General features: G+C 39.8%; 13 protein-coding genes. 2 read left to right on the top strand and 11 right to left on the bottom strand.

What is annotated here, in order from left to right; genetic code table 11:
* Positions 1–16: 16 nt before the first annotated feature.
* The 7 genes from mnhG to PVV64_RS00330 all read right to left on the bottom strand — a co-directional run bounded on the left by mnhG (position 17) and on the right by PVV64_RS00330 (position 6798).
* Positions 17–427 carry a monovalent cation/H(+) antiporter subunit G gene (gene mnhG, locus PVV64_RS00360; RefSeq protein ID WP_273759103.1) on the bottom strand — a complete coding sequence of 137 codons (411 nt, stop codon included), beginning with the start codon at positions 425–427 and terminating at the stop codon, positions 17–19.
* The gene (locus tag PVV64_RS00355; protein ID WP_273759101.1) at positions 424–705 is read right to left on the bottom strand and encodes a K+/H+ antiporter subunit F; all 282 of its coding nucleotides are present in this window, start codon (positions 703–705) and stop codon (positions 424–426) included. The genes mnhG and PVV64_RS00355 overlap by 4 nt, the downstream gene beginning before the upstream one ends.
* Positions 705–1187, bottom strand: coding sequence for a Na+/H+ antiporter subunit E (locus PVV64_RS00350; protein ID WP_273759100.1), 483 nt, complete (start codon positions 1185–1187; stop codon positions 705–707). The genes PVV64_RS00355 and PVV64_RS00350 overlap by 1 nt, the downstream gene beginning before the upstream one ends.
* Positions 1184–2806, bottom strand: a complete 1623-nt coding sequence (locus PVV64_RS00345) for a monovalent cation/H+ antiporter subunit D (protein ID WP_273759273.1) — start codon at positions 2804–2806, stop codon at positions 1184–1186. Before PVV64_RS00345 ends, PVV64_RS00350 begins: the two co-directional genes overlap by 4 nt.
* The gene (locus tag PVV64_RS00340; RefSeq protein ID WP_273759099.1) at positions 2806–3147 is read right to left on the bottom strand and encodes a Na+/H+ antiporter subunit C; all 342 of its coding nucleotides are present in this window, start codon (positions 3145–3147) and stop codon (positions 2806–2808) included. The genes PVV64_RS00345 and PVV64_RS00340 overlap by 1 nt, the downstream gene beginning before the upstream one ends.
* A complete protein-coding gene (locus PVV64_RS00335) occupies positions 3147–6068 on the bottom strand; it encodes a monovalent cation/H+ antiporter subunit A (protein ID WP_273759098.1) in 2922 nt (973 codons plus the stop codon). The genes PVV64_RS00340 and PVV64_RS00335 overlap by 1 nt, the downstream gene beginning before the upstream one ends.
* A 247-nt stretch (positions 6069–6315) precedes the next feature.
* Complete coding sequence (locus PVV64_RS00330) at positions 6316–6798, bottom strand: BA14K family protein (RefSeq protein WP_273759097.1); 483 nt, start codon at positions 6796–6798, stop codon at positions 6316–6318.
* A gap of 168 nt (positions 6799–6966) precedes the next feature.
* On the opposite strand from PVV64_RS00330, the gene PVV64_RS00325 reads away from it, so the two are divergent.
* The gene (locus PVV64_RS00325) at positions 6967–8064 is read left to right on the top strand and encodes a carboxynorspermidine decarboxylase (protein WP_273759096.1); all 1098 of its coding nucleotides are present in this window, start codon (positions 6967–6969) and stop codon (positions 8062–8064) included.
* 57 nt (positions 8065–8121) lie between these two features.
* Positions 8122–9360 carry a saccharopine dehydrogenase family protein gene (locus PVV64_RS00320; RefSeq protein ID WP_273759095.1) on the top strand — a complete coding sequence of 413 codons (1239 nt, stop codon included), beginning with the start codon at positions 8122–8124 and terminating at the stop codon, positions 9358–9360.
* Between the two features lie 401 nt (positions 9361–9761).
* Here PVV64_RS00320 and lpdA read toward each other — a convergent pair whose 3' ends face one another.
* The 4 genes from lpdA to sucD form a co-directional block, all read right to left on the bottom strand.
* A complete protein-coding gene (lpdA, locus tag PVV64_RS00315; RefSeq protein WP_273759094.1) occupies positions 9762–11168 on the bottom strand; it encodes a dihydrolipoyl dehydrogenase in 1407 nt (468 codons plus the stop codon).
* A gap of 32 nt (positions 11169–11200) precedes the next feature.
* Positions 11201–12430: a 2-oxoglutarate dehydrogenase complex dihydrolipoyllysine-residue succinyltransferase gene (gene odhB / locus PVV64_RS00310; RefSeq protein ID WP_273759093.1), complete on the bottom strand. Its 1230-nt coding sequence runs from the start codon at positions 12428–12430 to the stop codon at positions 11201–11203.
* A 33-nt stretch (positions 12431–12463) separates the two neighbouring features.
* Positions 12464–15466, bottom strand: a complete 3003-nt coding sequence (locus tag PVV64_RS00305) for a 2-oxoglutarate dehydrogenase E1 component (protein WP_273759092.1) — start codon at positions 15464–15466, stop codon at positions 12464–12466.
* 162 nt (positions 15467–15628) lie between these two features.
* Positions 15629–16531 carry a succinate--CoA ligase subunit alpha gene (gene sucD, locus PVV64_RS00300; RefSeq protein WP_273759091.1) on the bottom strand — a complete coding sequence of 301 codons (903 nt, stop codon included), beginning with the start codon at positions 16529–16531 and terminating at the stop codon, positions 15629–15631.

The following is a 16531-nucleotide window of genomic DNA, read 5'->3' as shown; positions in this document are numbered from 1 at the left end:
AAAAGACACTTGTATATCAAGAATCGCGCTGGTTCTCATCGCATAACATTTCTTCTGATGTAGGCGGTTGTTCTGTCATTTGATGTGATAAAAGAGCCAGCGGTTTTTCTGATGTATTTTCTGAATGGTGTCGATAAGCGGCTGCCTGTGATACCAGCATAGAAGCCACAGGTATTGTTATGAGTAAAAAAATCATTAATAATATTTCATGAAACACAAAATGGTGATCCACAAAGATAGAATAAAGAAACGATGCGATAAGAATACTTCCAGCTCCCCAACTTGTACTGAGTGAAAGCATATGCAAACGCTTATAGAAACTGGAAAGACGCAGCAATCCTATTGTTCCAATCAATGTGAGACCCGACCCCAATACTAAAAAAACTGTAACAGCAACAGCAACCACAAGTGAGATATCATCTTTCATTCAATAATTTCTCCTCGCATGAGAAATTTTGCCAAAGCAATACTTGATACAGGACCTAACAGTCCAATAATGAGAGGTGCTACAAAATAAATAGTTGTTCCTGATCGAAGATCAAAGGTCAGAAACAAAAGAATCGTTATGACATAAAGAGCATCCAATCCCACGATGCGATCCTGCGCCCGTGGACCACGAATTAATCGAAATAGTGCAAAAATCATTGCCAAACTCAAAAAAAACTGCGCCCAAAAAATCCCCCAATAAAGAATCATCATACTCATCAGAAAATCTCCAAAAGCAATTGTTCATAGCGTTGTTTAATCGACCGTTGATAATTATATCCATTTTTAAAGTCTAAAACATGAAGTAAAAGCTCACTATTTTTTCTATTATAAGCAATCCAAACGGTTCCTGGAGTAACAGAGAGAATGCATGCTAAAATCGCCAAAGCAGTACGACTTTCGAGCAAAAGAGGCACCACAATAAAATCAGACTGCTGCTTTTGAGATCTTTTTGTCAAAACAAAATAAGCCACAGAAACATTTGAAATAATAGAATCGATAAACACGCGAAAAATGAGACGAAAAACTGCACGCCAACTTTTAACGGTGATTTTTTCTGGTTCAAGAGACCGCATCATCCAACCACTAAACAAAGCAACGATAATCCCTAAAAGCAATTGGCCTAAACTAAAACCATTTAAGGTCAACCACATAAAAACGATTGCCGCACTAAAAAGAGGGAAAGAAGTAAAATAGTTCATCGATTGATGTCCCCATTCTCAAAAGAAAAATCGTCTAAAACGCTTCCAATATAGTTTTGAGGATTATATAAAGCTTTAGCTGTTTCAGACATATAATGGCTAACAGGAGCAGCTAAAATTGTTATAAGAAAGCACAAAGCCAGAAGAGTAGCAATAGGTGCAAATTCAATCACCTGCACACGCGGAACTCTCCCTTCAAGAGAAACCCAAAAAGTTCGAATACCCGCTCTTGTGAGAGCAATTAAAGTGGCAAAACCAGCGAGGGAGACAAAAATCACAAACAGCCAATCTTGGTAAGCCGGTAGGAAAACAGATAAATCTCCCTTAGTATGGTTTAAAATTGCTATAAACATCACAAATTTAGCCACGAAACCAGAAAAAGGCGGCAACCCAATAATTAAGAGGGCACAGATACAAAAACACCCCCCGAGAATCGCTAAAGTTACTGGTAAATAGGTACCAACTTCATCTTCTACCTCCTCTTCATCGTCACCATAAACTTCCATCGTAACAGTCAAAACATTCGCTGCTACATCCTGACAACGTTCAACAAGTTCCACCAAAAGAAAAAAAGCGCCAAGAGCTAAAGTTGAAGAAACAATATAAAAGAGTGCACCTGCTGTCAGTGCTGCATGGCCAATCCCAATTGCACTCAACAATGTACCAGAAGAGACAAGAACGCTATAAGCTGCCAAACGCACCAAAACTTGACTAGCCAAAATTCCAATAAAGCCAAAAGCTATGGTAGCCAACCCACCATAAAACAAAATCATGTGACCAAAATAGCTAAAATATCCACTTTCAGGACCAAACCATAACAATGTCAGACGTAAAATAATATAAATACCCACCTTGCTCAAAAGAGCAAAAGAAGCTCCAACGGGTGCTGCTGCTGCACTGTAAGTTGGTATCAACCAAAAATTAAGTGGCCACATCCCTGCTTTGAGTAAAAAAGCAATCCCCAAAAGTGCTGCTCCTATTTCAAAGAGAACAATATCCGCAGAGGCTATATGTTTTATTTTTACAGCCAAATCCGCCATATTCAAGGTACCAACGACTCCATAAATGAGTGCCGTACCAACGAGAAACAACAATGAAGCAACAAGATTAATCACCACATAATGCAATCCAGCACGCACGCGTAATTGACCAGAACCGTGCAAGGCAAGCCCATAAGAAGCGGTTAACATCACTTCAAAAAACACAAATAAATTGAACAAATCTCCTGTTAAAAAAGCACCATTTATTCCAACCATGAAAAACTGCATCAATGACTGAAAATGAGGACCAGCTTTATACCAATGCGCCCGTGCAAAAACCAATGCGCCCATCATCACCAAGCTAGACAGAACAAGCATCATAGCGCTTAAGCGATCAAGAACCAAAATAATTCCAAAAGGAGAAGGCCAATTGCCAAGCCGATAAACCCCCGCAGCTGGTGCAACTTCAAGAACATGCATAACCAATAAAATAGCGATAATAACCAACAATCCCGCAGAAAACAAACTTATGAATGACTTAAGTTTTGCACGGCGTTCATCATAAAAAAGCAGGAGAGCTCCAGTGATTAATGGTAAAACAATAGGCAAAATAAGAAGATGGCGTTGGTATTCTCCCATCATTGCACCTCACGTCCATCAACGTGATCTGAACCTGTTAATCCGCGTGAAACAAGAAGGATAACCAAAAAGAGAGCTGTCGTTGCAAAACCAATCACAATTGCTGTTAAAACTAATGCCTGCGGAAGAGGATCAACGTAATTTTCCGGATTAATCACTTTAGTAGGATCAATAATCGGCGCAGCATTGCTACGCGGTCTACTCATTGAAAACATAAAAAGATTGACTCCATAGGAGATCAAAGACAAACCAAGAATGACTTGGAAAGTTCGTGGACGTAAAATGAGCCAAATGCCTGATCCAACAAGAACACCGATAGCCAAAGAAAGAACAATTTCCATTAATTTTCCTTCTCGTTCAAAAGAGGTTTCTTACCGATTCGATAACTACGAATAGACTGGTGTGCCAGTGCAATTAAAATGAGAACCGTTGCCCCTAAGACAAGAGAAAACACACCAAGATCAAATAAAAAAGCAGATGCTATAGGAATCTTTCCAATCAGTGGTAAATGCGTATATTGGAAAAAAGAGGTTAAAAAAGGAGTGCCAAAAAACCAAGCTCCCACTCCCGTCAAGACGGATAACAATAAACCAAAGCCCATCCAGCGTAATGGTAAAACCTTCAAATGGCTTTCCACCCAACGAATATCACGAGCAAGATATTGCAAAATAAAACCTATCGCTAAAGTCACACCACCAACAAATCCACCGCCCGGAAGATCATGCCCACGCATAAATAAATAGACAGAAAAAGCGATAATAACAGAAAAGAGCCATCCCATAATAACCGCAGGAACAACAAGATAGTTCAAGACGGTATCCCCCACATCCCTATCAGGCTGCTCCATATCAAAAGCTTTCTGAACACGTTGTTGAAAAGGTGCATCAATACTTTCAGGAGCAGGACGAAAGCGTCGTAAAAGAGCAAAAACCGTGAGTGAAACAACACCTAAAACGACAACTTCCCCCATAGTATCAAAACCACGGAAATCAACCAACAACACATTCACAACATTGCGACCACCAGCACCACTGTAAGCATTCGTTAGAAAAAAATCGGCAACTGTTGAACCTTGAGGACGTGTCATCATTGCAAAAGAAAGCCACGCAACCCCAACACCTCCCATAACAGCTATAATGAAATCACGAACACGACGAAAACGCACGTAAAAACAAACAGGAGTTGGATCAGGATTATATAAACGCTTAGGCAACCACCGCAAGCCAAGCAATAATAAAACGGTTGTCACCACCTCAACAACCAATTGTGTTATTGCTAAATCGGGTGCGGAGAGCCACAAAAAGGTTGCACAAGTCATCAAACCAGCTCCACTCAACAGCATAAGCGATGCAAGACGATGAAATTTTGCTTGCCAAGCAACCAAAAGAGCACAGGATCCCCCCACCAACCAAACAACCAGGAAAGGAATATCAAGCGGAAAAAGCGGTAACGATCCCGCTGAAATAAAACCGTCGTACCAAAGTAAAAGACCAACAAATGCAAAACACAACAAAAAAATCCAATGTAATTGCATTTGCAAACGACGTGTCGACAAAACAGCCTCCAGCGCCCGTGCCCATTTCCAAGAAATAATCACCAGAACGCGTTCAAAAATGCGTGTTCCTTTCAAATGACGAAAAAAAGGAGGTCCATCATCACAAGACAAAAAATAACGATGCCCGATAACATAGAGCAATCCGCCTCCTGATAAAGCCACCAAGCTCATCATCAATGGCGTATTAAGCCCGTGCCAAACAGCCAAACTATAAGAGATTGACATGGGACCTAAAACAGAGACAACAGCATTATCCAAAATAGGTCCTATTGTTAAATTAGGAAAAATACCAACTGCCAAACAAATGAACACCAAAAGTTCCATAGGTAACCGCATAAAATGGGGTGGTTCATGTGGAGTTTTGGGTAAATGAACAGCTTTTTCCCCTAAAAAAACACCATGAATAAAACGTATAGAATAAGTCACACTAAACAGACTAGCGAGCGTTGCCACATAAGGTGCAATCCAATCGAGCCATGAATCCATATGCATTTCAACCGCTTCTGCAAAAAACATTTCTTTCGACAAAAAGCCATTTAACAAAGGAACTCCAGCCATTGCCGCACTTGCTACCAAAGCAAGAGTTGCAGTAATCGGCATAGTACGATAAAGACCTGTCAACTTACGCATATCACGTGTTCCAGTCTCATGATCAATAATACCAGCAGCCATAAATAAAGAAGCTTTAAAAGTGGCGTGATTAGCCATATGAAAGATTGCCGCAACACATGCAAGCGGACTACCAAGACTTAAAAGTGTGGTAATCAATCCAAGATGACTAATGGTTGAATAAGCAAGTAACCCTTTTAAATCTTGCTGAAACATGGAAAAATAAGCACCAAGCAGCAATGTTGAAAGACCTGAAAAGCCTACCAACCAAAACCAAGTTTCCGTTCCAGAGAGCACGGGCCATAAACGAACAAGCAAAAACAACCCTGCTTTTACCATTGTTGCCGAATGCAAATAAGCTGATACCGGTGTTGGAGCAGCCATCGCACCAGGCAACCAAAAATGGAAAGGAAACTGTGCACTTTTTGTTAATCCTCCCAATAAGATACAAATAAGGACAGGATTATAAAGCGCACTTGATCGAATCATCTCTCCAGACTGCAACACCTTATCCAAATCAAAACTACCAACAATATGGCCAACCAATAAAACGCCACTAAAAAGAGCAAAACCACCAAAACCTGTGATGGTTAAAGCCATGCGCGCTCCCTCGCGTGCACTTGCATTATGGTACCAATAACCGATCAACAAAAAAGAAAAAATACTGGTGAGTTCCCAAAAAATAACCAAAAAAACGAGATTACCAGATAAGACTATCCCTGTCATTGATCCCATAAAAGCCAGAAAAAAAGAAAAAAAGCGCGGCACAGAATCCGCCTGATCCATGTAATAACGCGCATAGACGACAACAAGAAGTCCAATTCCTGTAATGAGCAAACAAAAAAGCCACGCCAAACCATCCATACGGAAGATCAAATTAACATCCCATTCTGGAAGCCATGAAATATCTAAACGTACCACGCGATTTTCGCGCACCGATGGATAAAGTATAACTGTAAAAAAAAGACTGAAAAGTGCAACAACCCCAGCAAACCATGCTTCGTTATTTTTTGCTGTCGAACGAAATAAACTGATAACAGCACTTCCACCAAAGGGAAGCAAAACGAGCAACATCAACATTGCTTCCCGTGTTGTCATTCTTAAAACTCCATATTATCCTTTAATATTTTGTCATAGACAAAATAAAAATTTACCTTATCACCCCCCTTATCACACACTTAACGATAATAAGATTTAATAAAACTTAAAAGCAGTTAAAATTTTCAAAAAACAACTGTTACATAAAAAATAGACCACCGCACACACATTCCCTCTTTATTTTAAGAACGAGAATGAGCACGACAAGTCTTGAGAGAAATTTTTCTCTATTTAATAATTTTTACTTTTAAAAAAAGCGCGAAAGACACTGTTTACGAGGACCATGGAAAGGCTGATAACTATTATCATTTTTATTATAAGAACGATAACGCGCCTGACAAGATTCCACGTGTTGTTTAGACATCAATGGCTGTTTTTTCTCTAAAGAAGAGATTAAAAATACCCTTTTGTCCTCTAAGACAGCTTTTAATGGCACATGTTTTGTTTCTGAATGTGGTAATGCAACGAAAGCTGCTTCAGGATACCACCAATTATCTCTATACTTAACATAACCACGCCGATAATTATGATACCCCTTAAAACCATTCAGTTCTCTACGCCCTGTAAAAATCAAAGGTACAAAACTCTCTTCAACAAAGTCTGAATACACCAATTTTGCTTCAACATCGCTCTTATCTTGCACCAAATTAACAATATTGGTTGTTATAAGGAAAAAACTGCCCATAAATACAAGAGCGAAAACATAATACAATTTTTTTTTCATACACATAATGCAAATCTCAAACTACAAAAACAAAACGCAGTTACAGAAAGCCTTTCTACCGCTAGACAGAAACAGATTCTTTTTTTAAAACTGTTTTTTCTAGAGACATTCTGTTGCTCTTTGTCTAAACGTTGATCTCAAGAATAAGATCCTTCAAAAGAGAATGGATAAGCAATGATAAAAACCCCCTATTATCTTATAGATAAATCTAAGCTCATCAAAAATATGGAAGTTATCGCTCGCTTACGTAGCATGTCTGGAGCAAAAATTTTGCTTGCTTTGAAATGTTTTGCCACATGGAGTGTTTTTGATGTCATGTCTGAATTTATGGATGGGACCACATCATCATCCCTTTATGAACTGCGTTTGGGAAGAGAAAAATTTGGTAAAGAAACCCATGCTTATTCGGTTGCTTGGGCAGATCATGAAATTGATGAAGCCTGTAGCTATGCAGACAAAATTATTTTTAATTCCATCCAACAACTTCAACGTTTTTCTGATGCAACAAAAATGCTTCAACGGGGTCTCAGGTTAAATCCAGGAATCAGTGCATCCAATTTTGATCTTGCCAACCCCTCGCGCCCTTTTAGTCGTTTAGGAGAAACCGATCAAAATGCTATAAAAGAAGTTCTGCCACTCATAAATGGCCTCATGATTCACAACAATTGCGAAAATGCTGATTTCAATCTTTTCAATCAAATGCTGGGGGACATGGAAGAAAAATTTGCAGAACTTTTTGTTGCAGTTGACTGGATTAGTCTTGGCGGTGGAATTCACTTTACGGCTGAAAATTATCCTTTAGAAACTTTTGCAAAACGTTTAAAAGATTTTTCAAAAGCCTATGGTGTCACCATTTTTCTAGAACCAGGAGAAGCAGCTATAACAAAAAGCACCACACTAGAAGTAAGTGTTCTTGATACATTGTATAATGAAAAAAAACTTGCTATTGTTGATAGTTCCATTGAAGCGCATATGCTTGATCTTCTCATTTATCGTGAGAGCGCCAAATTAGAGCCAAATCAAGGACCGTACGAAATTATGATATGCGGAAAATCCTGCCTTGCTGGTGATATTTTTGGAACATTTCAGTTTCTAGAACCTCTTAAAATAGGTGACCGATTGTCTTTTCAGGATGCAGCCGGTTATACAATGGTTAAGAAAAACTGGTTTAATGGTGTGGCAATGCCTGCCATTGTGATCAAAGAATTTGATGGTACACTAACGCTTCAACGTCAATTTAATTATCATGATTATCAAACAAGTCTTTCATAAAAATAGCCATTAAAAACATTCTACAACAAACAGTATTAAAAAGGAGATAAACTTACAATGAAGAAAAATATTCTCATTATTGGTGCTGGAGGTGTTGCACAGGTTGTTGCGCATAAATGCGCTCAAAACAACGATATTTTTGGTGAAATTCATATTGCTTCACGAACCCTCAAAAAATGTGAAGCCATCATTGCTTCGATTAAAGAAAAAAATACCATGAAAGAGCAAGGCGTTCTTGAATGTCATAAACTCGATGCAATGAATAGAGAAGAAACTGTAAAACTCATTGAAAAGACTAAATGTGAAATTGTCATAAATGTAGGCTCAGCCTTCCTTAACATGTCTGTTCTTTCTGCTTGTATCCAAACCAAATGCGCTTACATTGATACTGCCATTCACGAAGATCCTCTGAAAATTTGCGAAACACCGCCTTGGTATGGCAATTATGAATGGCCTCGGCGTCAAGAATGTGAAAAAGCTGGTATCACTGCTATTCTAGGTGCTGGTTTTGATCCAGGCGTTGTAAATGCTTATGCAGCATTAGCACGTGAAAATTATTTTGATAAGATCACCGATATTGATATTATTGATATTAATGCCGGCAGCCATGGACGTTGGTTTGCCACCAACTTTGATCCAGAAATTAACTTTCGAGAATTTACAGGACAAGTATGGTCTTGGCAAAATAAAAAATGGGTTTCCCATAAAATGTTTGAAGTCAGTAATGAATGGGATCTCCCTGTCGTTGGCAAACAAAAAGCCTATATGACGGGACATGATGAAATTCATTCATTATCCAAAAATCTCGATGTAGAAAATGTCCGTTTCTGGATGGGATTTAGTGAACATTACATTACTGTCTTTACTGTTTTAAAAAATCTTGGACTTTTATCTGAACAGCCTATTAAAACGGCAGAAGGTCAAGAAGTTGTCCCCTTAAAAGTTGTAAAAGCTGTTTTACCCGATCCAGCTTCTTTAGCACCAGACTACACTGGGAAAACCTGTATTGGAGATCTTATTAAAGGTGAAAAAGATGGCAAACCAAGAGAAATGTTTATCTATAATATAGCCGATCACAAGCAGGCTTTTAATGAAACCGGTGCACAAGGCATTTCCTATACCGCTGGTGTACCAGCAGCAGTAGCAGCCCTTCTTATTGCTACTGGTGAATGGGATGTTAAAACAATGGTCAACGTAGAAGAACTACCACCACACCCCTTTCTCAAACATCTCGATCGCATGGGGCTTTCCACTTGGATAAAAGAACAACAAGAAGAGAAAAAATTGCAGTTTTAAGTTTATCTGTAGCACTATAAAAAAGTATCTTTTAACGGTGATATAAGACACTTTGATAAATATAAAATGCATCTGTTTTTTTTGCATCAAGAAAATGGAGAAATGTCTCTTTGAATGAAATATTGGAGATAAAGTTTATCCCTAAAACCTTCTCGCAATGCATTACATCAGTGCTCAACAGACGAAATTTGCTTAAGACACATCAGTCTTATTACAAATTGATGTAGTTTGGAGAGAGTGTCTTTTAGGACAAAGAAAAAATAAGTCTTTATACACCAACAAAAAATACAGAAAAACCGCCTCTTATAAGAGGCAGTTTTTTCCAAAACACACAACAATAAAACTGCCGATAAATATCTTTAGGCTTTTTCAAGAAACTTCATAGAACATTCAAAGTGCATCTAGATATGAAGTGGCTTAGCAAATGTCGCTAAAGCTGCCTCTCGTACAGCTTCTGATAAAGTAGGATGCGCGTGGCAACAACGTCCCAAATCTTCTGAAGAGCCCCCAAATTCCATTAAAACCGCAATTTCATGGATCATTTCGCCAGCACCAAACCCAAGAATATGCCCCCCTAATACCCGATCTGTCTTTTTATCAGCAAGGATTTTAACAAACCCATCACTCCTTTGCATAGCACGTGCACGACCATTAGCCATGAAAGGAAACTTACCAACATTATATTCAATACCCGCAGCTTTAAGCTCTTCTTCTGTCTTCCCTACACTAGCAATTTCCGGCTGTGTATAAACAACACTAGGAATGATATCAAAATTAACATGCCCCTTTTGACCAGCCAAAATTTCCGCTACAGCGACCCCCTCTTCCTCTGCCTTATGCGCCAACATCGGCCCTTTAACAACATCACCAATTGCATAAATACCTGGAATATTTGTCTGCCACTGTGCATCGATTTCAACAAAGCCACGCCTATCCATCTGAACACCAGCCTCGCTCAAACCAAGACCTTCCGTGTATGGAAAACGTCCCGTCGCAATGAGTACAACATCAGCCTCTAAAGTTTCAGAAGAACCACTTTTAACGGCTTCAAAACTTACCTGAGCCGTTGAAGCAGATCGTGTAATAGCTGTCACTTTTGCACCAGTCTTATACTCAATCCCCTGTTTTTCCATGATTTTTTGAAACTGCCTCGAAATTTCACCATCCATTGATCCTAAAACTTTATTAAGATATTCAATAATGGTTACCTTAGCACCTAAACGACTCCAAACAGAACCAAGCTCTGAACCAATAACACCAGCCCCCACAACAATCATACGTGTCGGTACTTTTTCAAGGGTAAGAGCTCCCGTAGAAGAGACGACGACCTTTTCATCAACTTCAACATTCATACCCGGAATGCCTGAACTCTCTGAACCCGTAGCAATCACAATATTCTTTGTTTCAATCTTTTGTATACTACCATCCCGAGCAGTAACTTCCACATGACCTGCACTTAAAATTTTGGCTGTACCAAAAAAAGTGTCAACTTTATTTTTTTTCATCAAAAAAGAGACACCACTCGTATTAGCTGTCACAACAGCTTTTTTATGTGCCATCATCTGTTCAAGATTAAGCTTTGATTTTGCAATAGAAATACCAAGTGTTTCAAAACCATGTTGCGTTTCAGCAAACACTTCTGAAGCATGTAACAATGCTTTAGAAGGAATACAGCCAACATTAAGACATGTCCCCCCTAATGTTACCCGTTTTTCAATAATTGCTGTTTTTAGCCCTAATTGCGCCGCCTTTATTGCTGCGACATAACCACCTGGACCCGCTCCAATCACAACCACATCATAAGACATCCGTTCTTCCTTTCATCTCGAAAATTGTACTTTTACAAATCAAGAACAAGGCGTTCCGGATCTTCTAAACTTTCCTTAACACGCACAAGGAAAGTCACAGCTTCTTGGCCATCTACAATACGATGATCATAAGAAAGTGCGAGATACATCATGGGGCGAATCACGATTTGTCCCTCAATAACCACTGCCCGCTCTTTAATGGCATGCATTCCCAAAATACCAGACTGCGGTGCATTCAAAATGGGCGTAGACATTAATGATCCATAAACGCCCCCATTGGTAATGGTAAAAGTTCCACCTTGCATATCAGAAACCGCTAATTTTCCATCACGAGCAAGACGCCCCAAACGACCAATTTCTTTTTCAATCTCTGCCAACGACATCTGATCTGCATTACGCAAGACAGGAACGACAAGCCCTTTCTCCGTTCCAACCGCAATTCCAGCATTGACATAGTTTTTGTAAATAATATCTGTTCCATCAATTTCTGCATTAACAGCAGGAAGTTCTTTTAATGCATGACAAACAGCTTTGGTAAAAAAGCTCATAAAACCAAGCTTAACACCATGCTTTTTTTCAAAAATATCCTTATAACGCTTACGCAAATCCATCACTGCAGACATATCAACCTCATTAAAAGTGGTTAACATTGCTGCAGTATTCTGTGCATCTTTAAGACGACGAGCAATTGTTTGACGTAATTTTGTCATACGAACCCGCTCCTCATGGATTTCCTGTACAGGAGCAGCCAAAGAGCTGGAGACAGAAGAAGAGCTAACTGTAGAAGCCATAGGGATAGGTGCTTTTGTCCCTTGTGTCATCACACCCAGCACATCTTCTTTAAGAATTTGCCCACGTTTTCCAGAACCAGAAATATCGTTTTTAGCAATATCATTTTCCGCCATCAATTTTGCTGCTGAAGGTGCGGGAGGCATTGAACTACTTGAAGAAGACTGTTTCAATTCAACGGGAGTAGCAGACCCAGATGCCTCAGAAGTCGGCAATGTTTTGGTAACACCAGCTGCTCCAGCTTCAACTATCCCTAAGAGTGCATTCACTCCAACTGTATCGCCTTCCTTTGCAATGATTTCAGATAATTTCCCTGAAACAGGTGAGGGAACCTCAACTGTTACCTTATCAGTTTCTAATTCAACCAAAGGCTCATCCATAGCAACAGCGTCACCAAGCTTTTTAAACCATTTACCAACAGTTGCCTCGGTAACCGATTCGCCCAAAGTAGGAACACGGATTTCAGTAGTCATAATATTTTTCCATACATCAGAGTAGTCATAAATTTAAGAGCCTAACGCGTCTTCAAGAAACGCAGCAAGCTGTTCAAGATGTTTCACCATCAACCCAGAGGCCGGTGCTGCACTTGCAGGACGCCCCGCATAACGTGCACGTGAATATTGCGCATTGATATGCGTCAAAACCCATTCTAAATAAGGCTCAATAAATGACCAAGCCCCCATATTTTTTGGTTCCTCTTGGCACCAAACAATTTCTGCCTGCAAAAAGCGCGATAACACATCCACCAAGGCTTTCGCAGGAAAAGGATAAAGCTGTTCAACACGAAGCAAATAAACATCATCAATGCCCCTTTTTTCACGTTCTTCATAAAGATCATAATAAACCTTGCCGGTACAAAGAACGACACGACGAATTTTATTATCTTTCTGCAATTTAATAACAGAATCTTTAAGAACTTCAGCATCATCAAGCAATAAACGATGAAAACCTGTTTCTGGTCCCATTTCACTGAGAAAAGAAACAGCTCTCTTATGGCGTAAAAGCGACTTTGGTGTCATTAAAATCAATGGCTTACGGAAATCACGTTTAATCTGTCTGCGTAAAATATGAAAATAATTTGCAGGCGTTGTACAATTTGCAACCTGCATATTATCTTCTGCACAAAGTTGCAGAAAACGCTCTAGACGTGCTGAAGAATGCTCTGGCCCTTGGCCTTCAAAACCATGAGGCAACAAACATACAAGACCAGACATACGAAGCCACTTACGCTCCGCAGACGAAATAAATTGATCAAAAATGACCTGTGCACCATTAGAAAAATCACCAAATTGTGCTTCCCAAAGTGTTAATCCTCGTGGCTCAGCAAGGGAATATCCATATTCGAAACCAAGCACCGCTTCTTCAGAAAGCATAGAATTAACAACTTCATAAAATGCCTGTCCTTTTTGTAAATTATTTAAAGGAATATAACGTGCTTCGTTTTCTTGGTCGTAAAGAACTGAATGACGTTGTGAAAAAGTTCCACGTTCAACATCCTCACCGGAAAGACGAACCGGTGCTCCTTCTAAACACAGTGAACCAAAAGCGAGAGCTTCAGCCGTTGCCCAATCAACACCCTCACCGGTTTCAAAAATTTTAGCACGATTACTCAAAAAGCGTTGAATAGTTTTATGAACCTGAAAACCTGCTGGAATTTCGACCAGTTTCTTACCAATTTCCTGTAAAGTTTTTAATTCAACACCCGTTGTTCCTCCACACTGTTGTTCATCAACACTCGTAGAAGCTTTAAGACCCGTCCAGCTCCCATCAAGCCAATCCGCTTTATTTGGCTTATAAGAAGTGCTTACTTCAAACTCAACTTCAAGTTTATCACGCCATAGTTTTTTTTGCTGTTCAATCTCTTCTAGAGAAACCACCCCTTCTGCTACTAACTGGTCTGCATAAAGTTGCAAGGTTGTTTTGTGATTACGGATAGCCTTATACATAAGCGGCTGCGTGAAGGAAGGTTCATCACCTTCATTATGCCCATAACGGCGGTAACAGAACATATCAATCACCACCGGTTTATGGAAAATTTGACGAAATTCTGTCGCCACTTTTGCAACAAAAACAACGGCCTCAGGATCATCACCATTCACATGGAAAATTGGCGCATCAATCATCTTTGCTACATCTGATGGATATGGTGAAGAACGCGAAAAGCGTGGATCAGTTGTAAAACCAATCTGATTATTAATAATCACATGAACAGAGCCAGCAACGCTATAACCCTTAAGACCTGAAAGTCCAAAAGTTTCCTGAATAACCCCCTGCCCAGCAAAGGCAGCATCACCGTGAATAAGCAGCGGCAAAACCTTTGAACGCTCATTCAATGAGAGAGCCTCAGTCTGCATACGCCCCACAAGTTGATCTTGTTTAGCACGCGCTTTTCCAACAACCACCGGATCAACAATCTCAAGATGAGAGGGATTTGCCAAAAGCGATAAATGAACTTTTTTACCATCAAATTCAAGATCAGCTGAGGTCCCCAAATGATATTTTACATCACCTGATCCTTCTACATCATCAGGCTTATAAGACCCCCCTTTAAATTCATGAAAAATGGCCCGATGCGGTTTTGCAAGCACTTGTGAAAGAACATTTAAACGACCACGATGCGCCATTCCTAAAATAATTTCCTGCACTCCCAAAGCACCACCGCGTTTAATAATTTGTTCAAGAGCAGGAATGAGTGCCTCACCACCATCAAGTCCAAAACGCTTTGTTCCTTTATATTTTGCATCTAAAAACTGTTCGAATCCTTCTGCTTCAATCAATTTGTTAAGGATGGCTTTTTTACCTTCCGCTGTAAAGGAAATGCGTTTATCTGGTCCTTCAATACGCTCTTGAAGCCATGCTTTTTGAGCAGGATCAGAAATATGCATATATTCCATACCAATCGTTGCACAATAGGTACGATTGAGAATCTCCAGCATTTGTGGAATAGTTGCATATTCCAAGCCTAAAACATTATCAATAAAAATTGGCTTCTCATAATCAGCAGGAGTAAAGCCATAAGCTTCTGGAGAAAGTTCCTTGTAATCATCAAGTTTTTCTGCCAATTGAAGGGGATCAAGCTTTGCACGAAGATGCCCCCGTGTGCGAAAAGCACGAATCATTCTAAGAGCCTGAACAGAATCACGCGTTGCTTGAATGATATCTTGTTCGCTAGAACTTACTCCCTTTGGAGCAACACCTGTTGCTGCTTTTTCCTTTAATTTATCACCAACATGTTTTTCAAGAACAGACCAATCACCATCGAGAGCAGAGACGAGTTCACCATTTGCCTTTAACGGCCAATGATCCCGTTGCCATGTTGCCCCTTCAGCGTTTTTGAGAACATCTTCTTTTTTATCATGCAGATTTTCAAAAAAAGTACGCCACTGTGAATCTACACTAGCGGGATCCTTTTCATATTCGGCATAAAGTTGATCTATGTAATCCGCATTTCCACCATACAGAAACGACGTTTGTGCAAAAAGACTATTTATCTCGTCCTGTCTTGCCATACACTTCTCCGGAACATCTATCCCGTCTCCTTATATCTTTTTTCGACTTTTAAACGCTTGCAAAACAAACGAAAATCAGAAAGTTCAAAAAAATCTTTCACCTTTTTACATCTAATGCTTTATCAGAATAAGGATATGTTTTTATTCTGATAAAGTTTTCTTTTAGCCCTTCAAAACCGACATCAAGGTTTTGCCTATCTGCGAAGGTGAAGGAGAAACCCGAATTCCAGCTGATTCCATGGCGGCAATTTTATCTTCTGCTCCACCTTTTCCACCCGAGATAACAGCACCAGCATGCCCCATTGTACGCCCTGGAGGAGCTGTACGACCAGCAATAAAACCAACCACCGGTTTTTTGCGACCCTTTCTTGCCTCATCTTGAAGAAACTGTGCTGCTTCTTCTTCAGCAGAACCGCCAATTTCACCAATCATAACAATAGACTGCGTTTCATCATCTGCTAAAAACATTTCCAACACATCAATAAATTCGGTACCCTTAACAGGATCGCCACCAATACCAATCGCCGTTGTCTGCCCAAGTCCTTCATGACTTGTTTGAAACACTGCTTCATAGGTTAGAGTTCCTGACCGTGAAACAACTCCAACAGAGCCTTTTCTAAAAATAGAACCGGGCATAATGCCGATTTTACATTCATTTGGTGTAAGAATACCAGGGCAATTAGGACCAATGAGACGCGATTTTGATTTTTCCAATCTTGCCTTTACCTTCACCATATCCATAACAGGAATACCCTCTGTGATACAGATAATCAAACGGATCTCAGCTTCAATGGCTTCTATAATAGCTGCCGCTGCCCCTGCGGGTGGAACATAAATAACGGAAGCATCAGCACCTGTTTTTTCTTTTCCTTCTGCAACACTCGCAAAAATAGGAAGGGTTTCCCCTTTTGAACCTTCCCATGTCTCACCCCCCTTTTTAGGATTAACACCACCAACCATTTGCGTGCCGTAGTAAGCAAGTGCTTGTTCTGTATGAAATGTTCCTGTTTTTCCTGTAAGGCCTTGAACCAGAACTTTTGTATCTTTATTCACAAGAATCGACAT

The sequence above is a fragment of the Bartonella sp. ML70XJBT.G genome, assembly GCF_028618575.1.
Classification (GTDB): domain Bacteria; phylum Pseudomonadota; class Alphaproteobacteria; order Rhizobiales; family Rhizobiaceae; genus Bartonella.
Note: the sequence above shows the minus strand (reverse complement) of the source record. Positions and strands in the feature narration are given on the sequence as shown.